Below are 24,065 nucleotides of genomic sequence, written 5' to 3'. Positions count from 1 at the left end.
ATTAACGAAACTATGAAAGTAGCAATACTAGGAGCAGGAGAGAGTGGTGTAGGAGCTGCTTTGCTGGCAAAGGCAAAGGGGCTGGAGGTGTTTGTCTCGGATATGGGGGAGATAAAGGAAAGCTACAAAGCAAAGCTGGTAACGGCAGCTATCTCTTTTGAAGAAAAAACACATTCTTTTAACCAAATACTCAACGCTGATGAAATCATTAAAAGTCCTGGCATTCCTGATAAAGCTGCAATTGTACAAGAAGCAACCAAGAGAGAGATACCGGTAATCTCGGAAATCGAATTTGCCGGAAGGTATACAGATGCGAAGTTTATCTGCATCACCGGAACAAACGGCAAAACAACGACGACGCTGCTGATATACCACCTGCTGAAAAACGCAGGATTGAATGTGGGTTTGGCAGGTAACATAGGAGAGAGCCTGGCAGAAAAAGTAATCGAGAACAAATACGACTACTACGTGGTGGAACTGAGCAGTTTTCAGCTCGACAACATGTACCAGTTCAAGGCGCATATTGCGGTACTCACGAACATCACGCCGGATCACTTGGACCGCTATGAGTACAGCATGGAAAAATATGCTGCCTCCAAGCTAAGGATAGCGCAGAACATGACGGGGTCTGATTTTTTCGTGTACAATGCCGATGACGAAAATATTGCCAAGGCCTTACATAAAGAGACGTTCGCAGGAACTACGGTGCCCTTCACACTAAAAGGAGCCGGCAATGGCAAAGTTTTCCAGGAGGGTAAAAATATAAAAGTGGAGGTTGAGTTTTATAAGGGGGAAATAGACACTTCTAAATCCACTCTCATAGGCAAGCACAACCAATACAACACCATGGCAGCTGTGGCAGTGGCCAAACTGATGCAGGTTTCAGACGAAGCGATTGAGCAGGCTCTGGAAACTTTTCAGAATGCGGAGCACCGCCTGCAGCCGGTAGGAGTGGCCAAGGAAGTAACCTATATCAACGATTCCAAAGCCACGAATGTAGAGGCGGTGTGGTATGCGCTAGAAGGCATCAAGCAGCCCATCATCTGGATAGCAGGTGGCGTGGACAAAGGCAACGACTACAGCACGCTGGTAGAACTGGCACGAGAGAAAGTGAAAGTGCTGGTATGCCTGGGCAAAGACAACAAAAAGCTGCAGGAAACTTTTGGAAGAGTAGTGCCGATTATTGCAGAAACCACTTCCATAGAGTATGCTGTGCGCCTGAGCCGCTCACTGGCCACGGCCGGAGATGTGGTGCTGCTTTCGCCGGCCTGTGCAAGTTTCGACTTGTTTAAGAATTACGAACACCGTGGACAGCGATTTAAAGAAGCTGTAGAGAAGATAGTGCTGAAGAAATAAAAGAATACAAGCATAACCAAAGCCAAAGGTTTATGAACAAGCAGTGGTTACAGAAAAACCTGAATGGAGATCCCGTACTATGGGGAATCGTGATCGTGTTCTCACTGATCAGTGTGGCTGTGGTATATTCTGCAACGGGTACGCTTGCTTACAAGAAAATGGAAGGGAACACCGAGTATTTCCTTTTCAAGCACTCTTTCCTGATTTTTGTTGGTCTGGCCTTTATGTGGGCTGCCCATAAAATTAACTACCGCTATTACTCCAAGCTTTCGCTGCTGGCGCTGCTGCTTTCTGCACCACTGCTTATCATCACATATTTCTACGGTTCCAATATCAACGAAGCATCCCGTTGGATTACGATTCCAGTTATCAACCAAACCTTTCAGCCTTCGGATTTAGCCAAGTTGGCTCTGATATCATACCTGGCCAGTATGCTCTCCAAAAGACAGCAGGTGCTGCACGACCTGAGAGGAACCTTACTCCCCATTTTTGGCTGGACAGTAGCTATTTGTGCGCTGATAGCCATGACAAACACGTCTACTGCCGTATTGCTTTTCGGTACCTGCATGCTGTTAATGTTTATCGGCAGAGTGCCTGTAAAGTATCTGGCGGCGGTAGTTGCAGTAGGAATAGTTGTAGGGGGTATCGGCCTTGCCGTGGGGCAGCGTATGGATACGGCCATCAGCCGGATGCAGGATTTCATGGACCCCAACGAAGTGCCCTTTCAGTTGGAGCAGTCTTACATCGCCATTGCCACCGGTGGCGTGGTAGGTAAGGGGCCTGGTAACAGCGATCAACGCGATATCCTCCCGCACCCTTACTCTGACTTTATTTACTCTATCATCCTGGAAGAATACGGTTTGATAGGAGGTGTAACAGTGCTGTTTTTATACCTGGCGCTTCTCTACCGGGGCCTTGTCACGGTGAGTAAGAGCAATGGGGCTTTTGGAGGACTTTTATCTGCTGGTCTGAGTTTTAGCCTTGTGTTGCAGGGAATGGTCAACATGGCGGTAGCCGTAGGGCTTGGGCCAATTACGGGTTTGCCGCTGCCACTGCTCAGTATGGGAGGTACCTCCCTGATTTTTACCGGTATTTCCATCGGGATTATTTTGAGTGTAAGCCGTAACGAAAGCGAGTTGGAACGTGCTGCCATGGCTACCGTTACCGTAAATTCACCCGTTAATACAGCTGTAAATGCCTGAGTCTAACCGACCATATCGCGTTATCATCAGCGGTGGCGGCACCGGCGGGCATATATACCCGGCCGTGGCCATTGCCAACCAACTGAAGGAGGTTAATCCGGAGGCAGAGATCCTGTTTGTGGGCGCGAAGGGCCGGATGGAGATGACGCGTGTGCCGGAAGCAGGGTATAAGATTGTGGGATTGTGGATTAGCGGCTTACAGCGGCGCCTGACGCTGGACAACTTGTCGTTCCCGTTCAAGGTGTTTTCCAGTGTGCGTGCAGCCCATAAGATTATCAGAGATTTTAAACCGGACGCCGTGGTAGGTGTGGGTGGCTATGCCAGCGGGCCCTTGTTATATGCCGCTACGGCACGTAAAGTGCCGGCGCTCATTCAGGAGCAGAATTCTTACGCAGGCATCACGAACAAACTGTTGGCGAAGCGGGTGGATAAAGTATGCGTGGCGTATCCAAACATGGAAGCTTTTTTCCCCGCTGAGAAGCTGGTACTGACCGGGAACCCGGTGCGCAGCGATATCATGAACAGCCAGCAGAAACGGCAGGAGGCACTGCAGCACTTCGGCCTTATTGGGGAGAAGAAAACGATACTGGTCATTGGCGGAAGCCTGGGTGCTAGAACTATAAACCAAAGCATCGCTGCCGGCCTGGAGCAAATTATTCAGGCAGGTTATCAGTTGATCTGGCAAACAGGAAAGACTTATTATCCGGAGGCACAGGCGCTGGAAGAAAAGCACAAAGCGCAGGATGTACGTGCCTTTGACTTTATCAAGCGCATGGATTTAGCCTATGCTGCGGCCGACATTGTAGTTTCCAGGGCAGGGGCTTTGTCTATTTCAGAGCTTTGCCTGGCGGGGAAACCTTCAGTGCTGGTGCCTTCGCCAAATGTGGCCGAAGATCACCAGACGAAAAATGCCATGGCGCTGGTGCAGCAAAATGCTGCCATACTGGTGCGTGATGCGGAGGCAGCTGAGAAATTAGTACCGGCTGCTTTACAACTGGCGCAGGATGAGCAGGAGCAAAAGCGCTTGCGCACGAACATCCTGAAAATGGCCCGCCCGAATGCGGCAGCCGATATTGTGAACGAGCTAATTGGATTGATCAAGTGAAACTGGAAGACTATACATACATCTACTTCTTAGGCATCGGCGGCATCGGAATGAGCGCCATTGCCCGCTGGTTCAACGCCAAAGGTTACCCGGTGTGGGGCTACGATAAAACCCGCACCACCTTAACCGAGGCGCTGGAGCAGGAAGGCATTGTGGTGCACTATGAGGATGATGTAAACCTGCTGCCGCAGGAGGTTTTGCAGCATAAAGAGGAAACATTGGTGGTGCTGACGCCCGCTATTCCGGCAGAGCACACCGAGTGGGCTTACCTGAAGGAGCAAGGCTACACCATCAAAAAGCGCTCGGAGGTGCTGGGTATCATCACGGCGTCTGCTTATACTGTTGCAGTAGCCGGAACACATGGGAAAACTACAACTTCTTCCATCGTGACTCAACTGCTGCACCATGCCGGAGTAGACTGTTCCGCCTTTTTAGGTGGTATCGCCACCAACCTGAATTCAAACCTGCTGATAGGCAAAGGAGCTGTTGAAAAAGAGGAGGTGATAGTAGTGGAAGCCGATGAATATGACCGTTCGTTCCTGACGCTGTTTCCGGAAGTTGCCATTGTAACTTCCGCAGACCCAGACCATTTGGATATTTATGGTGATAAGGAGGAACTGATACGTACTTTTCAGAAGTTCATTAGCCAGATAAAGCCCGGCGGATACCTGTTCTTACACGAAAACACGGACCCGCGCCTGACGGAAAAGGTGCAGGAAGGCGTGCAGGTAATCAGGTACAGTTTGAACAGCGGAGCGGCTCACTCAGAAAACCTTCAGATCAACGGGCGTTGGTTTGAGTATGATATGGTGAGCCCTTTTGGAGACATCAAAAATATAAGCTTAGGTGTACCAGGTTTTCACAATGTAGAAAACACCCTGGCGGCAACTTTGGCGGCGCAGGTTTTGCAGGTTTCCGATGATAAAATAAGGGGTGGAGTAGCGGCTTACACAGGTGTGAAGCGGCGGTTTGAATTTGTGTACGAAGGCAAGGGAAAAGTATATATTGACGACTATGCGCACCACCCGAAAGAGATAGATGCATTCATGATTTCACTGCGTGCGCTCTATCCAAACAAGCGAATTTTAGTGATATTTCAGCCGCACCTTTTTTCGCGCACGCGTGACTTTGCAGACGAGTTTGCAGAGAGTCTGAGCAAGGCTGATGAACTGGTTCTGCTGGATATCTATCCGGCGCGCGAAAAACCGATAGAAGGAGTGACATCAGACCTGATTTTAGAGCAGGTAAACTGTCTAATTAAGTCGTTGGTTCCAAAGGAAAAAATAGTCGAAAAACTGTCCAAAAACGGTGATTTTGACGTTTTAGCCACTATTGGAGCTGGTGATATAGATACGCTTGTAAGGCCATTGAGAAATTTTTTAGAAAATAACTGAGATGGGCTTGAATAGTAAAATAAAATCTTTAATTTTTGCAGGTTGTAGCATAGTATCCATTGGTGCTTTGGCCGGATTTGCTTCCTCTCGGCAAAATGAAAAAATCTGTGAGAAAGTGTCAATAATTATTGATAATGAGTACAATAATTACTTTATTGGGGATAAGGAAGTTCGGGACCTGCTAACACGTGAAGGTGAGCGGAAACTTGAGGGACTTTATAACCAGGACATCGACCTGAAGAACCTCGAAAAACGCATCGAAGCAAACAAATTTGTGAAGGATGCGGAGGTATACCGGGGCTTAGATGGAAACGTGCATGTAAAAGTAAAACAAACAAGGCCTATTGCTAGAATTATACGAACAGATCAACAAGATGTCTACATTGACGCAGAGGGTAACATCCTTCCTCTGTCCGACAGATACACCGCTCGTGTAATACCAATAACTAAGTCAGCACTTATCAAGTCATCTGACAAAGGATTCTTTCAGGATTCTATAGGCCAGTCTTACCTTTCCCTGCTGCAGTTCATTGAGAACGACCAGTTTTGGAAAGCACAAATTGCCCAGATGCACATAGACGGCAGAGGGGAAGTGTCTTTCCTGCCTCAGGTAGGTGAGCACACTGTTGAGTTTGGCAAGCCTGTAAGGGTAGAGCAAAAGTTTAAAAAGCTAATGATCTTTTATAAAGAGGTACTGCCCGTGATGGGTTGGGAGAAATATAAGAGAGTGAACATTGAATACGAAGACCAGATAATTTGTGAATAACAGAAAAAAGATATGCAGAACGACAAAATAGTAGTAGGCTTGGATATTGGCACAACCAAAGTTTGCGCACTTGTAGGTCGTAAAAATGAGTTTGGCAAGCTGGAGATATTAGGGATGGGAAAAGCTACCTCTGAGGGGGTAGTGCGCGGCATAGTAAGCAATATCGACAAAACAGTAGAAGCCATCCGCAAAGCGATTCGTCAGGCCGAAGAACAGTCGGGTATCAACATTGGGGTAGTAAACGTAGGCATTGCAGGGCAGCATATCAAGAGCCTGCTGCACAACGGGAGCATCACACGCCAGGTAACCGACCATGAGATCACGGTAGAGGATGTAAATCGCCTTACGAACGACATGTACCGGTTGGTGACTCCTCCCGGAAGCGAGATCATTCACGTGATGCCGCAGGAGTATAAGGTAGATTATGAAGAAGGTATTGTCGATCCGGTAGGTATGTCTGGTGTGCGCCTGGAGGGCAACTTCCATATCATCACAGCGCAGTCTAACGCCATTAACAACATCAACAAGTGTGTGTCGCGCGCAGGTCTGGAGGTCGACCAACTGATCCTCGAGCCCTTAGCATCCAGCATGTCGGTGCTAAGCGAGGAGGAGAAGGAAGCAGGAGTGGCACTGGTAGACGTGGGCGGCGGCACAACAGATGTAGCCATCTTTAAAGACAACATTATCCGCCACACGGCAGTTTTGCCTTTTGGGGGAAATATCATTACCTCCGATATCAAGCAGGGTTGCATGGTGATGCAAAACCAGGCAGAACAGCTGAAGGTGAAGTTTGGCAGAGCCATAGCCGACGAAGCTTCCGAGAACGAGATTGTCTCCATACCGGGCTTGCGTGACCGTACGCCGAAGGAGATTTCGCTGAAGAACCTTGCGTATATCATCGAGGCGAGGATGGAGGAGATTGTAGAGTTAGTATATGCTGAAATAGTGCGCTCAGGCTATGGTAATAGCCTGGCGGGAGGCATTGTAGTAACAGGAGGGGGCTCCCAGTTACAGAATCTGGTGCAGTTGGTAGAGTACATTACGGGCATGGATACGCGTATCGGTTATCCGAACGAGCATCTGGGCAGGTCTAAGGTAGACGCTGTGAAGAGCCCGATGTATGCGACAAGTGTCGGATTGGTGCTTGCCGGCTATCAGCCGTTAGATCAGCGCGTGGACCATTACACAGGGGTAAATGAGCCTGTGTATCAGAAACAGCCAGAGCCGAAAAGCACAACTGGCAGCAGTAATAGTGGAGGTGGCCTTCTGCAAAAGCTAAAAGGCTTCTTATCAGACGACATCGACAACAAACAAAGTTATTAACCCATTTTAGAGCAGGAGAAAATCGCATGACTTCAATGTATTCATTTGACTTGCCGACCAGTGGTAAGTCTATCATAAAAGTAATTGGCGTCGGGGGCGGAGGCAGCAATGCCGTGAACCACATGTACGGCCAGGGTATCAAAGATGTAGAGTTTATCATCTGTAACACCGACTCACAGGCTTTAAAAAGCAGCAGTGTTCCGAACAAACTGGCCATCGGCCAGAACCTGACGGAAGGTTTGGGTGCCGGTGCTAACCCTGAGAAAGGTAAACACGCTGCCCTCGAGAGCAAGGAAGAGATACGGGAGATGCTAAGCAACGACACCAAAATGGTGTTTATCACGGCTGGTATGGGTGGTGGTACCGGTACAGGTGCTGCCCCGGTTATTGCGAAAGTGGCCAAAGAACTGGGCATTTTGACAGTGGGTATCGTAACCGCTCCTTTCGTGTTCGAGGGTAAGAAGAAGAAGATAGCAGCAGAGAACGGCATCAAGGAACTGAGCGAGAACTGCGATACTATCCTGGTGATCCTCAATGATAAACTGCGTGAGATGTTTGGTAACCTGACCATCCGTGAGGCTTTCGCGAAAGCTGATAACGTGTTGACGACTGCTGCTAAATCCATAGCTGAAATCATCACGGTTACTGCTGAAGTAAACGTTGACTTTGAAGACGTAAAAACAGTAATGAAAGACTCTGGTGCTGCAGTAATGGGTTCTGCAATTACAGAGGGCGAGGGCCGAGCCCTGCGTGCTGCTGAGGAAGCACTTTCATCTCCTTTGCTCAACAACACCGATATCCACGGTGCTCAGAAAATCCTGCTTTCAATTATGTCTGGCGAGCAGGCGGAACTGGAAATGGATGAACTGACTGAAATCACAGAGTATATCCAGGATAAGGCCGGCCAGGAAGCTGAAGTTATCTTCGGGCACGGCATCGATTCTTCTCTTGGCCAAAGTATCCGTGTGACGGTGATTGCCACTGGTTTTGCCAGTGACGCGGAGAGTATCATTGAGCCAAAAAAAACATTCTTTGACTTAGAAAGCCAAAAAAAAATCGAGGTAACTGAACCTGTGAGACCAGAGCCTGCGCAAGAGGTAGCTGCCTTTGTGTCGCGCCCTGTAGCGCCTGCTCCTGTAGTTACACCGCAACCTCCTGTACAGCAAACACCACCGCCGGCCGCGCCTCCAACTTATGAGCAGCAGCCGGCACATCGTCCGGAGCCGCAGCCAGTACGGCCGCAGCCAATCATTTTTGAGCTGGATAGCGATGTACAGAACCATAACAATGGTGGTTATACGCATAATGCTCCCCGTGAAGACGATGGCCGTGCGGCACGTGAGCGCGAGGCGGCAAGCCGTTTAGCAGAAGAGCGTGAACTGATGCAGCGCCGTGCAGAAGAGCGCCGTGAGCGTTTGCGCATGCTGAGTTCAGAAATCACTTCTGAGGCTATTAAGGAGAAGCTGGATGTGCCAGCTTACCTGCGCCGCAATGTAGCCTTAGATAGAGTGTCACACTCTTCAGAGCGTAACATCTCCCGTTTTAACCTGAACGACGACAACGAGATCTTAGGCGACAACCGTTTTCTGCACGACAACGTGGACTAAATAATTAGTAATCCTAAACAGAAAGCCCCTGCATGCGCGCATGCAGGGGCTTTCTGTTTATACGTCTACCTGAAACGGAAAGAGAGAAGCCTTTAAAATCGGATGAGCTGTTCAATCTGTTCTTCCATCAGGTCATTGTAGAGGTCGCTGGTGATGATCTTCCCGTCAAAGTTTTTCTCGATGTGGGCAAACTTCAGTTTCATAGCCATAATGTGCATGCCTAGGTAATGCAGTATATCCGTAAGGTGGCTAAGGGCAAGTCCGCTGCCTTGCATACCAGACGATAAGCCTATCAAAGCTCCTTTCTTATCCTTGAAAGGGCAGGGGTAACTAAGCGCATCAATAAAAGCCTTCAGCACGCCAGGGAAAGATGAGTTATATTCCGGAACCACAAAAACAAACTTGTCAGAGTTCTCTATGACTTGAATAAGCTTGTTGAATTCTTTGTTCTTGCCTGCATTCTTGTACATCGCTGAAACAGTAAAATCAGCAGGTAAGTCAGCCAAATCTACAATGTGATAGGCCTCCTGCCGTGCGTCCAGCATAGAGGCGTATAAGTCGGCAATGGCTCTTGAGCGTGAGGCAGGTCTATTAGTGCCTGATATGATTGTAATCATATAATGTGTTTCTTATATCTCCTTTAACAGTTAATACCAGCATAGGTTATAGAGGAGGACGTTTTACGTACGTTCACTTCCGGTGCTTGTATCTTCATGAAGTATGGATATACAAGCGCATCTAAAATAAAAAAGGCGGGAACAGTAGCTGCCCCGCCTTTACTTATGGTAAAGCTTTATTAAGCTACGTTCTCAGAGGTTGCTTTTGCAACAATAAACTCTCTTCTGAGCTTGTTGATGTTCTCTAAAGATATGCCAACGGGGCACTCGGCAGCGCAGGCACCTGTGTTGGTACAAGCTCCAAAACCTTCAATGTCCATCTGGGCAACCATGTTCTCCACGCGCGTCTTACGCTCTGTCTTACCTTGCGGAAGCAGGGCCAGTTGCGACACCTTCGCACTGACAAACAGCATGGCAGAAGCATTTTTACAAGCGGCCACACAGGCACCACACTGGATGCAGGTAGCTGCGTCGAACGCTTTGTCTGCTACTGTTTTCGGGATTGGAATCTCGTTGGCATCCGGCACACCACCTGTGTTAACGGAGATGTAACCACCCGCCTGCTGAATACGATCAAACGCAGAACGGTCCACCACCAGGTCCTTATGAACCGGGAAGGCAGCTGCTCTCCAGGGCTCAATAGTAATGGTGTCGCCGTCTTTGAAATGACGCATGTGCAACTGACAGGTAGTGGTGCCACGCTCCGGACCATGTGCACGGCCGTTGATAAACAGGCTACACGCTCCGCAGATACCCTCACGGCAGTCATGGTCGAAGGCTATAGGCTCTTCGTTACGTATTTCTAGGTCATCGTTCAACACATCCAACATCTCCAAAAACGACATGTCAGGGGAAACGTTCTTTACAGGATAGCTTACCAGCTGACCTGCTGTGTCTCTATTTTTTTGGCGCCAAACCTTTAGTGTCAGGTTCATCGGTTTAGCATTTGGATTACTTCCAGCCATTTCTTTTGAATTAGAAATTATGAATTATGAATTAGAAATTATCAGAATTGACGCCCTTGTATAACAATCTTTTAAGGCTATTCATTTCTAATTTTGAATTTCTAACTTTCAATTATCAATCAATTATTTGTAGCTACGCTGCGTGAGTTTCACGTTCTCGAACTCAAGGTCCTCCTTGTGTAGCCTTGGCTCATTGCCAACACCCGTAAACTCCCAGGCTGCTACATAAGCGTAGTTCTCATCATCACGCAGGGCTTCGTTTTCCGGTGTCTGAGACTCCTCGCGGAAGTGACCACCACAGGATTCATTCCTGTTCTGGGCATCGTCTACCATCAGTTCGGCCAACTCAATAAAGTCAGCCACACGGTTTGCACGCTCCAGCGTCTGGTTCAGCTCTTCGCCTACGCCAGTCACTTTCACATCACTCCAGAAAGCCTCGCGTATTCTGCGGATTTCTTGTTTAGCAAATCTTAAGCCTTCTTCGTTACGAGCCATACCACAGTGTTCCCACATAATCAACCCTAGCTCCTTGTGGAAAGAATCTACGGTGCGGGTGCCCTGGATAGAAAGTAACTGGTTGTTTTTATCAATTACTGCCTGCTCTGCCTCTCTAAAGGCAGGGTGGTCCGTTGGCACTTTATCGTAAGGCATCTTCGCCAGGTAATCTCCAATGGTATAAGGAATCACGAAGTAACCATCAGCCAGTCCCTGCATCAGCGCCGAAGCACCAAGTCGGTTCGCACCGTGGTCAGAGAAGTTACACTCGCCAGCGGCATATAAGCCTGGGATAGTAGTCATCAGGTTATAATCCACCCAAAGGCCACCCATGGTATAGTGTACCGCCGGGTAGATACGCATAGGTCTTTCGTACGGGTTCTCATCCGTAATCTTGGCATACATCTCGAACAGGTTACCGTACTTGGCTGCAATAGCCGCCTGGCCGTCACGCTTGATAGCATCTGCAAAGTCCAGGTATACGGCAAGGCCGGTTGAACCAACGCCGCGTCCTTCGTCGCAAGCTAATTTAGCGTTACGGGAAGCCACGTCACGCGGTACCAGGTTACCGAAGGCTGGGTATTTGCGCTCCAGGAAGTAATCGCGGTCCGCCTCGCCAATATCATTTACAGAGATTTCACCTTTTCTTAACCGCTCCGCTATCTCCACTGTCTTTGGCACCCAAACACGTCCGTCGTTTCGGAGAGACTCAGACATCAGCGTCAATTTAGACTGGTACTCGCCTGATACCGGAATACAAGTTGGGTGAATCTGCGTAAAGCAAGGGTTAGCAAACAAGGCTCCTTTTTTATAAGCTCTCCAGGCTGCCGTTGTGTTGGAACCCATCGCGTTGGTAGAAAGGAAGAACACGTTACCGTAACCGCCTGTTGCCAGTATCACGGCGTGTGCGCTATGGGATTCAATTTTGCCTGTAATCAGGTTACGGGTAACAATGCCACGGGCTTTGCCGTCAACCATCACAAGGTCCAGCATTTCCGTGCGAGGGAATACCTTCACCTTACCGTAAGCTACCTGGCGGTTCAGGGCAGAATAAGCACCCAATAACAGCTGCTGCCCGGTCTGGCCGCGGGCGTAGAACGTACGCGACACCTGCGCACCACCGAACGAACGGTTGGCAAGCAACCCGCCGTAGTCACGGGCAAAAGGAACACCCTGCGCCACACACTGGTCAATGATGTTGACCGACACCTGTGCGAGGCGGTAAACGTTCGCCTCGCGTGAACGGTAGTCACCACCCTTTACCGTGTCATAGAAAAGACGGTAAACAGAATCCCCGTCGTTTTGATAGTTTTTGGCGGCGTTAATACCACCCTGTGCGGCAATAGAGTGCGCACGGCGCGGGGAGTCCTGAAAGCAGAATGCTTTCACATTATAGCCAAGTTCACCCAGGGTAGCTGCGGCAGAAGCACCAGCTAAGCCGGTACCTACTACAATTATATCGTATTTTCTTTTGTTAGCCGGGTTTACCAGCTTTACATTAAATTTATGCTTGTCCCACTTTTCAGCTACTGGGCCTTCCGGGATTTTAGAATCTAATATCATAGCAAAATAAAAGACAGTTAGTATAAAAAGAAGAAGTATAGTGGGATAATGGCAAAGCCAAGACACACAATAACTGAAAACGCGTAACCAAACATCTGAATGAAAGGAGTGTACTTTTTGTGATCTAAACCAAGCGTTTGGAAACCACTCTGAAATCCGTGAATCAGGTGGTAAGCCAGCGCCACCATCGCGAGCACGTAGATAAGTACATACCACCAAATCTGGAAAGACTCAACAACTCTGATATAAAGGTTTTCATACTCTGCACCCTCTATCACAACGCCCTCCAGGCCGCCGAAGCGGGCAGGAACAAAGAAGTTCCATAGATGGATAATGAGGAAAACAAGAATAACAGTGCCTAACAAACCCATGTTGCGGGAAGACCAGGTGCTGTTTTCCTGTGGGCGAACCTCAGCGTATTGAATCGGGCGGGCTGCCTTGTTCTTACGCACTAGTACGATAGCATCATATATATGAAAGAGGAAGCCAAGAAGTAGTACTATTTCCATGATACGGATAACAATGTTGTTGGCCATAAAATAGGAGTAAAGATTAAAGGCCGCACCTCCGTCATCATTAAAAAGCTGCAGGTTACCAATAAGGTGTACTACCAGGAAAGAACACAGGAAAAGGCCCGTAATCGACATGATGATTTTGCGCCCCATTGTACTGGAAAACGTTTTAGTAAACCAACTCATTTGTGTTTGTTATAGGTTAAGTAAATCAGGGTTTTTAATTACCAAAGGTAATAGCGGCCCTTATATAAACCAATTTTAGCTTCATATTTTGAATCAATCTAAATTGTTACGCGTACCACAAAAGGTTACAGGTTTATAACCTCCCTGCAATCCTTTTGTTGACATTTGTTGACAATAAAATCTAAAAAAATTAGTTTAGATAAGTACCTATAATTACTACCTATATTTACCGCCAAATATAAAATCGTATGCCAAACAGTTTACGCATGAAGTATTTGCTGCGCGGCAGTCTGTTGTTAGTGCTGATAGCATTGTGGGGAAGTTTCACAGAGGCACAGGCTACGCATATCCGGGCAGGAGACATAACAGCAGTACGCGATACCACCCCAAATCCTAATCCGCGAAGATTCTTTTTCAGGATGAACATTTTCACCGATCAGGCTTCTTCCGCTGAAGATCCGGTCGTGTTTATGAACATGGGCGGAGGAGTAATACTGGAAGTTGCCCGTGATTCAGTGGTCGATATCGGAAACGAGACCGACAGAGAAGTATACATGTGGGAGTACACCTTTCCTTCTGACGGTACCTTCAGGGTATCCTGGGTGGGGGTAAACCGTAACCTCGGCATCCTGAACATGGCTCCTCCCTCAGATCAACGGTCATTCTTTATAGAAACCGTTATCAACATAAACGCGCTGCGTGGCTTCAACAGTACACCTATCCTGACGGTGGATCCGATAGATATTGCTGCAGTGGGACGAAGGTACGTGCACAACCCCGGCGCTTACGACGCCGACGGTGACAGCCTTTCCTTTAAACTGATTGTGCCGCGTTACGAGGATGTGAACGGCAACATCTCGCCCGTTCCGGGCTACAACCTGCCCCACCTCATCTTCAACTGCACAACCTCCGACGCCTCCGGCCCTGCGACCTTCTCTCTGGACCCTTTGACGGGGCAGATGACCTGGGACGCGCCCTGCCGGCAGGGAGAGTACAACGTGGCCTTCGTGGTGGAGGAGTGGCGGGTCTCGCCCAACGGTGGGGCCGTGAAGTTGGGCGAGGTAGTGCGCGACATGCAGATACTGGTGCGCGAGACCCCTAACCGCCCGCCGGTGCTCGAGCCGAAGGACACTTGCGTGGTGGCTGGCACGGAGCTTCGCGGGGTGGTGGTGGCCACCGACCCGGACGGCGACTTGATAAACCTGACGGTGGCGGGCTCGGGCATTGTGCCGCCGGCCACCTTCGAGCAGACGGTGCGCCAGCCGGGTGAGGCGCGGGGGCTTCTCAACTGGCTCACCGACTGCGGCGACGTGCGGGAGCGGCCCTACCAGGTGGTGTTCCGCGCCGAGGACGTGCGGCCACCGGGGGAGACGCGGCTGGCTGACCTGCAGGCCTGGAACATCCGGGTGGTGGGCCCGGCGCCCGAGAACCTTGCCGCGCAGGGCGGCGACCGGAGCGTGACGCTCAACTGGGACCCCTACGCCTGCCAGAACGCCTCCGCTATCCGCATCTACAGGCGGGAGGGCCCCTCGGGCTTCGTGCCCGACGACTGTGAGACCGGCGTGCCCGCCTCCACGGGCTACGTGCTGGTAGGAGAGGTGGAGGCCGGGGTGGCCACCTTCTTCGACGACAACGGCGGGGCGGGGCTGCAGGCCGGGGTGGAGTACTGCTACATCATCTACGCTGAGTTCCCGGCGCCAGCGCGGGGCGAAAGCCTGGCCTCCAATGAGACCTGCGTGGCCATCAATCAGGACATCCCTTACCTGACCAACGTAACGGTGGACGAGACAGACGCCGAAGAGGGGCAGGTGACGGTACGCTGGACGCAGCCCGAGACGGGCATGCTGACCCCGCCGCTGGAGTACCGCCTCTACCGCAAGGAGGGCATGGGCGCCGGGGAGGGCTTCGTGGAAGTGTTCCGTAGCCGCGACATGTCTGACACGGTCTTCGTGGACACAGGACTCAATACGCAGGATTTGGCCTACCGCTACCGCCTGGAGTTCTACCAGTCACCTGCCGGGGGCGAGCCCACGGAGCTGCGGGAGAGCGTGGAGGCCTCGAGCGTGCGGCTCTCCGTTGCGGCGGCTGCCGGCGACGAGGAGGTTATGGAGCTGAGCTGGACTTATGATGTGCCGTGGGACAACGGCGCCTTCCTGCACCGTATCTACCGGCAGGAGGGGGCTGAACTGGTGCTCATAGACAGTGTGCAGGCCACAGGCGCTGGTGGCAGCTACCGCGACACGGGCGCCTTCGGGGGCCTGGGGCTGGAGCGGGGGCGCACCTACTGCTACGTGGTGGAGACGGCTGGGGGCTACGGGATAGCGGGGCTGCCTGAGCCGCTGCTGAACCTGAGCCAGGAGGCGTGCGCGCTGCTGGAGAAGGTGGTATGCGCCCCGGAGCTGAGCGTGGATGCGCTGGACTGCGAGGCCTTCGCGCGCAACCCGCAGGAGCCGCCGTACCAGAACGTGCTGACGTGGGTGCCGCAGGTGAGCGGCGACTGCACCGACCAGATAGCCTTCTACACGGTCTACTTCCGGCCTTCGCTGGAGGTGGAGTACGTGGCGCTGGGCACCACCGAGGAGACTACCTACACGCATGTGGGGCTGGAGTCCTTCGCGGGCTGCTACCGGGTGACGGCCACGGACACGGCGGGGCGGGAGAGCCCGCTGAGCAACGAGGTGTGCAAGGACAACTGTATTAGCTTCCTGCTTCCCAACATCATTACCCCGAACGGGGACGGGCTGAACGACGTTTTCCGGCCCGACCGCAGGACGGCCTTCATCCGCAGCATGAACTTCAAGGTGTTCAACCGCTGGGGGGTGCAGGTGTACGAGCGGCGTGCGCAGAGCGGGGGCGACGACCTTTACATTAACTGGGCGGGGGTGGACAACGATGGCAACCGCCTCACCGACGGCACCTACTATTATGAGGCCGAGGTGGAGTTCCACACCCTGGACCCCAGCCAGGCAAGGGCCACCTACAAAGGGTGGGTCGAGATTGTAAGATGATAATAAAAAACAAAACAAAACAGCTGCAGGGGGAGGCCATCGTTTTTTACGATGGCACCTGCGGCTTTTGCCAGGCAAGCGTACAACTGGTGCTGAAACACAACAAGAGCCGCAATCTGAATTTTGCGGCCCTGCAATCGGGTGTGTTAGAGGCGCTGGTTCCGCTTTCGCAACGCCCTGACCCACTGCCGGATTCAGTTGTGTTTTATGAGCAGGGCAGGCTTTTTACAGAGTCCGATGCGGTGCTTCGGATTGCACGTCACCTTAACTTTCTCTTCCCGGTGCTTTACTATTTCCGGTTTATTCCTTTATCTTTCCGCAACTTCTTATACCGTTTTATAGCCAGGCATCGCTATAAAATTGCCGGACAAACAGAAGCATGCATGCTGCCAAGTCCCGAAGAACGGGCAAGGTTTGTGTCGTAAACTGCTGAATTGTTAAATGGTTAAAATACATAAATTTTGAGCAACCATATAACAATTTAACCATCCAGCAATTGAGCCAATCAAAAAGGAAACGATAAACGAATAACAATAAACATTTAACGAAATGAAGGCATATGTTTTCCCGGGGCAGGGTTCTCAGTTCACGGGTATGGGGAAAGACTTGTATGAGCAGCACACCGAGGCAAAAAGGCTGTTCGACAAGGCAAACGACATTCTGGGTTTTAATATAACAGACGTCATGTTCACTGGCACCGAAGAGGAGTTGAAGCGAACAAGAGTAACACAACCCGCTATTTTCCTGCATTCTGTAACACAGGCAGCAGTGGCCAAAGATTTTAATCCGGACATGGTGGCAGGGCATTCGCTCGGGGAGTTTTCGGCCCTGGTTGCCAGCAAGGTGCTGAGTTTTGAAGATGGGCTGAGGTTAGTATACAAGCGTGCTCTGGCCATGCAGATGGCCTGTGAGGCAAACCCTTCTACGATGGCGGCTATCCTTGGCCTTGAAGATGACAGAGTAGTGGAGATCTGCGCCTCCATAGAGGATGAAATAGTGGTAGCAGCAAACTTCAACTGCCCGGGCCAGTTAGTGATTTCAGGCTCCAACAGAGGTATAGAGATTGCCTGTGAGAAAATGAAGGCAGCAGGTGCCAAACGGGCGCTTCCCTTACCGGTGGGCGGTGCATTCCACTCCCCCCTGATGAAACCCGCAGAAGTAGAACTTGCGCAAGCCATAAAAGACACAACCTTCAGCGACGGTATTTGCCCTGTCTACCAAAATGTGGATGCCAGACCTCACACCGATCCATTGGAGATCCGGCAGAACCTGATAAAGCAATTAACGGCACCAGTGCTCTGGACACAGTCTGTACAGCAGATGGTTGCCGATGGCGCGACGCATTTTGTAGAATGTGGCCCAGGCAAAGTGTTGCAGGGTCTTGTAAAGAAAATAGACCGTACAGCAGAAGTAAGTTCTGCAGAGTAATATTTTTTATACCACCCTCAGTTCAGAGCCCTTCCCTGTTTGTGCGGGGAAGGACTTTTGTTTTTATACCCAGTAGTATAAAGAACTTTCCATAGCTGCTCTCTTTTTTTTGTATGGCAAGAGCAGTCAAAACAGGCAAAGCGGAGGATTTGTTGAGGCGGAGCAAAAAAGAGGCCCAGTCGCTGGCTATCCATCATAGTCAGTTTCAATACTTTTCTTCAATCTGCCTGTTTGAGTTCCTACAGTCAAACGCAATAACTCTACTGTTTATCCTATGCCTGATGTACCCGAACCTCCAACATGTCTGGGCACACCTCCAGCAAGTCTTTCACCGTTTTTCCCAGCACCGGGTGCACCAGCTGTGGAGCTATTTCTGCCAGGGGCAGCAAGGTAAAACGGCGTAGGTGGAGTTGCGGGTGGGGGATGGTGAGGCGCTGGCTTTGGAGCACGAGCTGATCGTAGAACAGAACGTCGATATCAATGACGCGGGCGCCCCAATGTTCGAGGCGGACCCTGCCCAGTTCCTGTTCAATTGCATTTACCTTTTGTAACACCTGTTCGGGCGCCAGTTCTGTTTGCACTGCTAACACCTGGTTCAGGAAGGCAGGCTGGTCTGTATTTCCCCAAGCGGCTGTTTCATATAGCTTCGAACGTTGGGTAATGAGGCCAACTGCTGCGGCTATGCTTGTACGGGCATCCGCTAAGTAAGAGCTGCGGTCGCCAAGGTTGCCGCCCAGGAGCAGGTATAATTCAGGCATGCTTTTGAAAAAAATCTATAGTCAGATCAGCGGCGGTACGGGCTGCTTCCGGTAGTTCGCTGTGCTCGTATGGGTGCGAACCCCCAAAGGAATGATTGGCTTCTGACAGGAGGTGCATTTCTGCATCTGCTTTCCAGTTTCTCAGAGCATGGGCCATTTGCACGGGTACTGTCTCGTCCTGCCCACCATGCAGAATAAGCAAGGGCTGCTGCATCTTTTTGATAACCTCCGGAATGTCGAGGCGAGGCCGGTTCTGGTAGTAGTCTTCTACCATCTGGTAATAAAGAGGCATCTGCTGCCCCGTCCGGCCATTCAAAATCCATTGCACGCCGTCCTGTTTCCATTGGTGCATCTGTTCTTTTGTCCAGCGCTGATCATAGTCACTCACAGCCGCCCAGGTGGCAACGGCTTTTACACGGGTGTCTTCGGCGGCTTTAAGTATAACAGCTCCGCCTCCGCGGCTGTGGCCAATCAGGTAGATTCTGTTCAGGTCAAGTTCGCTTTGTGTAATGGGGCCAGATGCATCATAAAGTAAATCAATTAACGCCTGCAGGTCATCCAGTTCAAGGCTAAAGTTGTTATTGCCAAAGGCCTCGAGGTCGTGCATATCGCTATGGTCCTCTACCGTAGTGCCGTTGTAGGCGAAGTTGAACTTTATGAACGCAAACCCTTTTTCAGCGAAGTGCCGCGCCAGCAGGTTAAAGTGCCCCCAGTCCTTAAAACCTTTGAAGCCGTGCGTGAAAATGATGATGGGCTTTGGCTGGCCGTCAGGCATATAGGTGGCGTCGGCGGTAAAAGGCCGCCCGTGCTCGGGGTATACTACAAAATCTACTTTCATCTATTTGAATGTTATATGGCTTCATTGTTAAATTGTTGATTTAGTAAATCACTAAATCAGGCGGGTGTTGCTCCTGCACACTTGTATGGCTTTTATAAGACATTGGCATCCTTAAAATTTCAATCCTATTATTCTATTCAGTGGCCTCACACTAGAAATATTGTACCGGCACAGCTGTTAACATTGAATGGCAGTTCATTTATGACTGAATTAAGAAGTAAGCCTGTAACAAAAAGCCGCTGAACTATTTTGCTAAATTCAAACAATCTGACTCTCAAACAATTTATCCGTTGCGCAATTTAACCATTGGGGGATGCAGCAATTTAACAATTAAGCCGCAATTAAACCCCGTTTTGCGAAACACGTTTGGAAACCACTGCAGCAGGTAGTAATATTGCGGACTTAACATATGAGCATCAGCCTAAAGGAAATACAAGCGCCTATTGCGCCGGAAATGGAGCTGTTCGAGAAGAAGTTCAGGACCTCGATGAAGTCGAAGGTGCTGCTCTTGGATCGGATCATGAGCTACATCGTGAAGCGTAAAGGCAAGCAGATGCGCCCGATGTTTGTGTTCTTCACGGCCAAGCTTTTCCGCCCTGACATTAGTGATGCTACCTACCGTGGCGCTGCGCTCATAGAGTTGTTGCACACCGCCACTCTTGTGCACGACGATGTAGTGGACGATGCCAATTACCGCCGCAGTTTCTTCTCCGTTAACGCCCTCTGGAAAAATAAGATAGCCGTGCTGGTGGGCGATTACCTGCTGTCCAAAGGCCTGTTGCTCTCGCTGCAAAACGATGATTTTGAGTTACTCAAAATTGTATCGAATGCAGTGAAAGAGATGAGCGAAGGAGAGTTGCTGCAGATTGAGAAAGCCCGCCGTCTCGATATCACAGAGGATGTATACTTCGACATTATCCGACAGAAGACAGCCTCCCTGATTGCCTCTTGCTGCGCAGTAGGCGCTGCCTCCGCAGGTGCCTCCAGAGAAGAGGTGGAGAAGGCGCGCCTGTTCGGCGAGAAAGTGGGTATTGCCTTTCAGATTAAAGACGACCTGTTTGATTACGGCACTGCTGAAATCGGCAAGCCGGTGGGCATCGACATCAAAGAGAAAAAAATGACCCTACCGCTGATTCACGCCCTCCGCAGCGCCGATTGGCTGACGAAGCGCCGCGTTATCTATAATGTGAAGAACAACAACGGCAACAGCAAACGTGTGCAGCAGGTGATTGATTTTGTGAAACAATCCGGTGGTATTGACTACACCATAAAGTTAATGAACCAGTATCACGCAGAGGCGCTGGCAATTTTGAATACTTTCCCCCCGTCCCCATCGCGCGCCTCCCTGGAGCAGCTTATCGCTTATACCATTGAGCGGGAAAAATAAGTAAGTTATATGGTGAGAAAAATTTAATTTTTTTGATATTAATAGTTCGTTAACTTTGTATTATTGTACCTACACTGGTGCATGGATGCTCTCTGTTACAACTACTTATACTCGTTCTTATGAAGGTACTACTCTGTGTTATCACATTGGTACTTAAGCTGCCGTCTCTGGTGGTAGCGCAAGACCACGAACCGCAGTTTAAACATGAAAAGTACAAGCAGCCGACACAGCTTATTGCCGAGGGCTTGTTGCCTGAAGTGCATGAACTTTCTAAGTTGTGTGTCAGCTCTGTAACGTTTGTGCGTTTTGTGGTTGGTGCAGACGGAAAAGTAAAGAATGTGGCCTGCACGCTGGATACACCTCCTGTAATTGCGAAATCTCTGAAGCAAACGGTGCTGGCAACAAATGGGCATTGGTCTCCGAGAGAAGTGAATGGTGTAGCTGTGGAGAGCAAGCCATATCTGCTACCTGTGGTGTACAATGTTAACTTCGGATGCCCGAAAAGCGGGCAAAGTGAGAGTAAGTTTGAAGACGCGATTCAGCATGTGCTGGTTTTTGATGATGGCACCGTGACTGAATCGATGGAATGTACGTTACTGCCCCCAATGGTGCAGCGGTACGTGAAGAGTAAGTAATACAACACGGGTATCAGAGTATAAAGTAAAAGTCAGGAACGTAGCTTGTATGATGAGGGCAAATTACCCTGTAGTGAATCAGAGTAGCATATTTTAATTAGTTTAGGGCTCGCAAAATAACCTGTGAAATGAGCCTGAACACCAACACCTGGAACCGTATACGGTACACCCTTTACCTTCCTGTTTATGATTTTATAGCCGACCGCATTTTCAGGAAGTATAGGCAACAGTCTATCAATTTACTTCACGCAAAACCCACAGATGCCATACTTCTGCTGGGTGCCGGCACCGGTCTTGATTTGCCCTGCCTGCAGGGCTACACAAACCTGACAGCCATCGATATTACACCGGGTATGATTGCTAGGCTCAGAGAGCGGGCGCAGCAACTTGACCTGCCGGTGCAGGCACAGGTTATGGACGGGCAGGAACTGCAATTTGCTGATGCCTCCTTCGATGCAGTTCTGCTGCACCTGATACTTGCCGTTATTCCTGATCCGGTGGCCTGTATAAAGGAGGTGGAGCGGGTGTTAAAACCCGGCGGTACCGTAATGGTGTTCGACAAGTTCCTGCCTGACGGTCAAAAGCCCTCGCCGCTGCGCCGGCTGCTCAACCAGTTTGCCAGCACCCTCTTCTCCGACATCAACCGCAGCATCGGAGACATCATCCGTCACACCTCTCTACAGCAGGAACTAAACAAACCGGCAGCTTTGGGTGGAGCTTTTAGAATTGTGCGGCTGCTAAAGCCGGAGTAGACTCAGAACAAACTTCCGCTGGACTAGTATGAGCATGGCAATCCCGAAATTGTATTAAGCTGGTAGTACTGCTACATTGCCACCTCTTTACTTGCTTCACCTCCAGAATCTTAACGTGCACATGAGGGAGAAAAGGGTATTTTACCACTGGTTCTACTATAAGATAGAATTTCAACCAGAAATTTTCTATGTTTTGCATAAGAATAGTTAGGAGCGAAACAGCCTTTTCAGCGCGCTGGAGGAGGTGCCGGTTTTGGTACTTTCGTGGGGAAGGGAAACTATCGGTAGATGACTTTATATTAATCAGGATATATAGTATATTCGTTAGTTCGGTTCCGTTTATACGACACCCGTTGGGCGGCTAAACGGAATAACTCCTTATATCTAGTAGTTGGCGGTAAGATTAATTAAAGAAAAATGAGAGCAATACTAAAGGCGAAGCACTGGCAGTTATTTCTAATTATTATGTTCTTGTCTTTTACGGGTAGCATAAGCATAGACGATTCATCAACGTTGGAAGCTGTTCTTGATACTCTTTTCCTCATTGCCATAGTAAGCTTTCCTTTAATTTTAGGAAACGAACTGTATGAATATGTTCCAGATAATGTAAAGCTTAACTATGTTCTCTTTTTGGTTACTGGAGTATTAGTGTTGCTAATTGTTGGAGTTGCCTTGGTTTTTGGAGATGGGAAACATTATGAATTTAGCGGATTAGAAGCCTTACCAATTCATTTCATAATCTTAGCTTACTTGTATGTTGCTGCCTTTCCTGTAAAAGAACTAAAGTCGATTGAATTAGGAAGAGAAGCTAAGTTTGGGGAGTATTCGAAAGAATTAGTTCTAATGTTAGTATGGTGGCCAATTGGTATATGGTTTATACAGCCACGAGTAAACAAAGCTATTAGAGAAGTAGACAGTAGATTGAAAAAGTAAGAACTCCTGCCGCCAACAAAGTTTAGCAGTACGGCTTGCTGACGCTGCGCCATTCTGCTACACGAGTAACGTTGGCATTAACCCAAATTAAGAGCAAATTAATTTAACTTATAATGGAATTTGTCTTGGAGATAATTATCTATTTTATTTTTATGTATCCTGGTGCTGCAATAAGATGGCTAATTTCAAGATTATGGAATTCTAAAAAGACTTTTAAAGAGTTTGCAGAGGATGATGCTTACCTCAATGGTGGCACAGGTATTTTTTTTTTGGCTGTAGTGATGATTTCTGTTAAACCTCTTTTTGAATAAAGAAAAGAGCAACGGTTAAAAGGTCTTATGCCAACAACTAAGGCTTCGTTGGGTACGGAGTGCCCACAATGAAGCCGTGGTTGCACCTTACCGATTTGCCTACACTATATATAATGGGTTTTTCGTTTTCTTTAAATTCGACATAAACGACTGATTATCAATTTGTTGCGTAGTAAAAACTGCCTAAAATATTTTTGCAAGATATTGAATATCAGTTAATTATATTTAATAAGATATGCTAATATGTACCAACGAAGGGTACAGTGTATATATACGTAAACTACCGAAGGTTTAGTGCAACACCGTCCAGATGCCATTGGAGGAAACTCACGAGCACCGCGTTCCTCCAACGAGAAGCCATCTGGACTAACGTTGGCGTGCATTTAGAACTATGAAAAAGGCTTCATTTATACTTTTGACTACCATATTGTTTTCTTGTTCTTCTAAAGCAGACAAATCAAGGATAGAAAATAGTGAAAGTTCAGAGATAGCAACAAATGCAGACGACAGGACAACAGAGAAAGATAGTAGCGATACTACTTTAGCGATACCAGCTGATGGAGAATACAGATTTGACGTTGCATTCGCGGAGTGGGAAGGGAAATCCATGGGTGAGAAAGTGACTGTAGTAATACAAGGCGATTCAGTAAAAGTAATTTATGCTGGCGACGGCAAATTGACAGCAAAGAAGGGTGAAGTGTTGGATGAAGGTATTATTCTCAAACATAAATCTGGAGACTGGATAATAGGACGTAACAGAGAAGATGTGAACCTTGAAGAAATCGGTGGGTGTACAGGTGGTCCCTCAATGATAGACTTTAAGAACAAGAAGTACTGGATGTGTTAGATAGAAAAACGAAACGCCAACAACATATATAAGTCATACTTCGGCTACGCCTCGTTCGCCTTCTACACGAGCCGCTA

General features: G+C 49.2%; 22 protein-coding genes. 16 read left to right on the top strand and 6 right to left on the bottom strand.

What is annotated here, in order from left to right; genetic code table 11:
- Positions 1-12: 12 nt before the first annotated feature.
- The 7 genes from murD (at position 13) to ftsZ (ending at position 8,753) form a co-directional block, all read left to right on the top strand.
- Complete coding sequence (gene murD / locus E1919_RS07485) at positions 13-1,356, top strand: UDP-N-acetylmuramoyl-L-alanine--D-glutamate ligase (protein ID WP_162052733.1); 1,344 nt, start codon at positions 13-15, stop codon at positions 1,354-1,356.
- A gap of 32 nt (positions 1,357-1,388) precedes the next feature.
- Positions 1,389-2,558: an FtsW/RodA/SpoVE family cell cycle protein gene (locus E1919_RS07480; RefSeq protein ID WP_162052732.1), complete on the top strand. Its 1,170-nt coding sequence runs from the start codon at positions 1,389-1,391 to the stop codon at positions 2,556-2,558.
- On the top strand, positions 2,551-3,663 hold the full coding sequence (murG, locus tag E1919_RS07475) for an undecaprenyldiphospho-muramoylpentapeptide beta-N-acetylglucosaminyltransferase (protein WP_162052731.1): 1,113 nt from the start codon (positions 2,551-2,553) through the stop codon (positions 3,661-3,663). Before E1919_RS07480 ends, murG begins: the two co-directional genes overlap by 8 nt.
- Positions 3,660-5,057 (top strand): UDP-N-acetylmuramate--L-alanine ligase, encoded by a 1,398-nt coding sequence (gene murC / locus E1919_RS07470; RefSeq protein ID WP_162052730.1) that lies wholly within the window; start codon positions 3,660-3,662, stop codon positions 5,055-5,057. The genes murG and murC overlap by 4 nt, the downstream gene beginning before the upstream one ends.
- 115 nt (positions 5,058-5,172) lie before the next feature.
- Positions 5,173-5,823 carry a cell division protein FtsQ/DivIB gene (locus tag E1919_RS07465; protein WP_237144109.1) on the top strand — a complete coding sequence of 217 codons (651 nt, stop codon included), beginning with the start codon at positions 5,173-5,175 and terminating at the stop codon, positions 5,821-5,823.
- A gap of 12 nt (positions 5,824-5,835) precedes the next feature.
- Entirely contained in the window at positions 5,836-7,146 is a 1,311-nt protein-coding gene (gene ftsA / locus E1919_RS07460; protein WP_162052728.1) for a cell division protein FtsA, read from the top strand.
- A 26-nt stretch (positions 7,147-7,172) separates the two neighbouring features.
- Entirely contained in the window at positions 7,173-8,753 is a 1,581-nt protein-coding gene (ftsZ, locus tag E1919_RS07455; protein WP_162052727.1) for a cell division protein FtsZ, read from the top strand.
- A 92-nt stretch (positions 8,754-8,845) separates the two neighbouring features.
- Here ftsZ and E1919_RS07450 read toward each other — a convergent pair whose 3' ends face one another.
- The 4 genes from E1919_RS07450 to E1919_RS07435 form a co-directional block, all read right to left on the bottom strand.
- The gene (locus E1919_RS07450) at positions 8,846-9,370 is read right to left on the bottom strand and encodes an NADPH-dependent FMN reductase (RefSeq protein ID WP_162052726.1); all 525 of its coding nucleotides are present in this window, start codon (positions 9,368-9,370) and stop codon (positions 8,846-8,848) included.
- Positions 9,371-9,549: 179 nt separating this feature from the next.
- On the bottom strand, positions 9,550-10,305 hold the full coding sequence (locus tag E1919_RS07445) for a succinate dehydrogenase/fumarate reductase iron-sulfur subunit (protein ID WP_162052725.1): 756 nt from the start codon (positions 10,303-10,305) through the stop codon (positions 9,550-9,552).
- A gap of 153 nt (positions 10,306-10,458) precedes the next feature.
- On the bottom strand, positions 10,459-12,393 hold the full coding sequence (locus E1919_RS07440; RefSeq protein ID WP_162052724.1) for a fumarate reductase/succinate dehydrogenase flavoprotein subunit: 1,935 nt from the start codon (positions 12,391-12,393) through the stop codon (positions 10,459-10,461).
- Positions 12,394-12,410: 17 nt separating this feature from the next.
- Positions 12,411-13,091, bottom strand: coding sequence for a succinate dehydrogenase cytochrome b subunit (locus tag E1919_RS07435; protein ID WP_162052723.1), 681 nt, complete (start codon positions 13,089-13,091; stop codon positions 12,411-12,413).
- Positions 13,092-13,510: 419 nt separating this feature from the next.
- Between E1919_RS07435 and E1919_RS07430 the strand changes: the two genes are divergently transcribed.
- From E1919_RS07430 to fabD, 3 genes are all read left to right on the top strand, one after another.
- Positions 13,511-16,099, top strand: coding sequence for a T9SS type B sorting domain-containing protein (locus tag E1919_RS07430; protein WP_162052722.1), 2,589 nt, complete (start codon positions 13,511-13,513; stop codon positions 16,097-16,099).
- Positions 16,096-16,524 carry a thiol-disulfide oxidoreductase DCC family protein gene (locus E1919_RS07425; RefSeq protein WP_237144107.1) on the top strand — a complete coding sequence of 143 codons (429 nt, stop codon included), beginning with the start codon at positions 16,096-16,098 and terminating at the stop codon, positions 16,522-16,524. Before E1919_RS07430 ends, E1919_RS07425 begins: the two co-directional genes overlap by 4 nt.
- A 124-nt stretch (positions 16,525-16,648) precedes the next feature.
- A complete protein-coding gene (gene fabD / locus E1919_RS07420) occupies positions 16,649-17,527 on the top strand; it encodes an ACP S-malonyltransferase (RefSeq protein WP_162052721.1) in 879 nt (292 codons plus the stop codon).
- Between the two features lie 272 nt (positions 17,528-17,799).
- Here fabD and folK read toward each other — a convergent pair whose 3' ends face one another.
- Together folK and E1919_RS07410 are read right to left on the bottom strand one after the other, a co-directional pair.
- On the bottom strand, positions 17,800-18,285 hold the full coding sequence (gene folK, locus E1919_RS07415) for a 2-amino-4-hydroxy-6-hydroxymethyldihydropteridine diphosphokinase (protein ID WP_162052720.1): 486 nt from the start codon (positions 18,283-18,285) through the stop codon (positions 17,800-17,802).
- Positions 18,278-19,123 (bottom strand): alpha/beta hydrolase family protein, encoded by an 846-nt coding sequence (locus tag E1919_RS07410; RefSeq protein ID WP_162052719.1) that lies wholly within the window; start codon positions 19,121-19,123, stop codon positions 18,278-18,280. Before E1919_RS07410 ends, folK begins: the two co-directional genes overlap by 8 nt.
- Before the next feature lie 409 nt (positions 19,124-19,532).
- Here E1919_RS07410 and E1919_RS07405 point away from each other — a divergent pair, with 409 nt between their 5' ends.
- From E1919_RS07405 to E1919_RS07380, 6 genes are all read left to right on the top strand, one after another.
- Positions 19,533-20,510, top strand: a complete 978-nt coding sequence (locus E1919_RS07405; protein WP_162052718.1) for a polyprenyl synthetase family protein — start codon at positions 19,533-19,535, stop codon at positions 20,508-20,510.
- Between the two features lie 119 nt (positions 20,511-20,629).
- Positions 20,630-21,145, top strand: a complete 516-nt coding sequence (locus E1919_RS07400) for an energy transducer TonB (RefSeq protein ID WP_162052717.1) — start codon at positions 20,630-20,632, stop codon at positions 21,143-21,145.
- A 128-nt stretch (positions 21,146-21,273) separates the two neighbouring features.
- Complete coding sequence (locus E1919_RS07395) at positions 21,274-21,897, top strand: class I SAM-dependent methyltransferase (protein ID WP_162052716.1); 624 nt, start codon at positions 21,274-21,276, stop codon at positions 21,895-21,897.
- Positions 21,898-22,314: 417 nt separating this feature from the next.
- Complete coding sequence (locus tag E1919_RS07390; RefSeq protein WP_162052715.1) at positions 22,315-22,830, top strand: hypothetical protein; 516 nt, start codon at positions 22,315-22,317, stop codon at positions 22,828-22,830.
- A 113-nt stretch (positions 22,831-22,943) separates the two neighbouring features.
- The gene (locus E1919_RS07385) at positions 22,944-23,141 is read left to right on the top strand and encodes a hypothetical protein (protein WP_162052714.1); all 198 of its coding nucleotides are present in this window, start codon (positions 22,944-22,946) and stop codon (positions 23,139-23,141) included.
- Between the two features lie 391 nt (positions 23,142-23,532).
- Positions 23,533-23,988 carry a hypothetical protein gene (locus tag E1919_RS07380; protein WP_162052713.1) on the top strand — a complete coding sequence of 152 codons (456 nt, stop codon included), beginning with the start codon at positions 23,533-23,535 and terminating at the stop codon, positions 23,986-23,988.
- Positions 23,989-24,065: the final 77 nt, after the last annotated feature.

This window comes from Pontibacter pamirensis (assembly GCF_010015475.1).
In the GTDB taxonomy this organism is placed as follows: Bacteria; Bacteroidota; Bacteroidia; order Cytophagales; family Hymenobacteraceae; genus Pontibacter; species Pontibacter pamirensis.
The sequence above is the reverse complement of the archived record's forward strand: the minus strand, read 5'-3'. Positions and strand labels throughout refer to the sequence as shown.

Coding starts and splice junctions, on each gene's coding strand:
- E1919_RS07480 (WP_162052732.1), top strand. CDS start 1,389: ATGAACAAGCAGTGGTTACAGAAAAACCTGAATGGAGATCCCGTACTA.
- murG (WP_162052731.1), top strand. CDS start 2,551: ATGCCTGAGTCTAACCGACCATATCGCGTTATCATCAGCGGTGGCGGC.
- E1919_RS07390 (WP_162052715.1), top strand. CDS start 22,315: ATGAGAGCAATACTAAAGGCGAAGCACTGGCAGTTATTTCTAATTATT.
- E1919_RS07380 (WP_162052713.1), top strand. CDS start 23,533: ATGAAAAAGGCTTCATTTATACTTTTGACTACCATATTGTTTTCTTGT.
- E1919_RS07430 (WP_162052722.1), top strand. CDS start 13,511: ATGAACATTTTCACCGATCAGGCTTCTTCCGCTGAAGATCCGGTCGTG.
- E1919_RS07385 (WP_162052714.1), top strand. CDS start 22,944: ATGGAATTTGTCTTGGAGATAATTATCTATTTTATTTTTATGTATCCT.
- E1919_RS07425 (WP_237144107.1), top strand. CDS start 16,096: ATGATAATAAAAAACAAAACAAAACAGCTGCAGGGGGAGGCCATCGTT.
- fabD (WP_162052721.1), top strand. CDS start 16,649: ATGAAGGCATATGTTTTCCCGGGGCAGGGTTCTCAGTTCACGGGTATG.
- E1919_RS07395 (WP_162052716.1), top strand. CDS start 21,274: ATGAGCCTGAACACCAACACCTGGAACCGTATACGGTACACCCTTTAC.
- E1919_RS07450 (WP_162052726.1), bottom strand. CDS start 9,370: ATGATTACAATCATATCAGGCACTAATAGACCTGCCTCACGCTCAAGA.
- ftsZ (WP_162052727.1), top strand. CDS start 7,173: ATGACTTCAATGTATTCATTTGACTTGCCGACCAGTGGTAAGTCTATC.
- E1919_RS07400 (WP_162052717.1), top strand. CDS start 20,630: ATGAAGGTACTACTCTGTGTTATCACATTGGTACTTAAGCTGCCGTCT.
- E1919_RS07445 (WP_162052725.1), bottom strand. CDS start 10,305: ATGAACCTGACACTAAAGGTTTGGCGCCAAAAAAATAGAGACACAGCA.
- E1919_RS07410 (WP_162052719.1), bottom strand. CDS start 19,123: ATGAAAGTAGATTTTGTAGTATACCCCGAGCACGGGCGGCCTTTTACC.
- ftsA (WP_162052728.1), top strand. CDS start 5,836: ATGCAGAACGACAAAATAGTAGTAGGCTTGGATATTGGCACAACCAAA.
- E1919_RS07405 (WP_162052718.1), top strand. CDS start 19,533: ATGAGCATCAGCCTAAAGGAAATACAAGCGCCTATTGCGCCGGAAATG.
- murD (WP_162052733.1), top strand. CDS start 13: ATGAAAGTAGCAATACTAGGAGCAGGAGAGAGTGGTGTAGGAGCTGCT.
- folK (WP_162052720.1), bottom strand. CDS start 18,285: ATGCCTGAATTATACCTGCTCCTGGGCGGCAACCTTGGCGACCGCAGC.
- E1919_RS07440 (WP_162052724.1), bottom strand. CDS start 12,393: ATGATATTAGATTCTAAAATCCCGGAAGGCCCAGTAGCTGAAAAGTGG.
- E1919_RS07435 (WP_162052723.1), bottom strand. CDS start 13,091: ATGAGTTGGTTTACTAAAACGTTTTCCAGTACAATGGGGCGCAAAATC.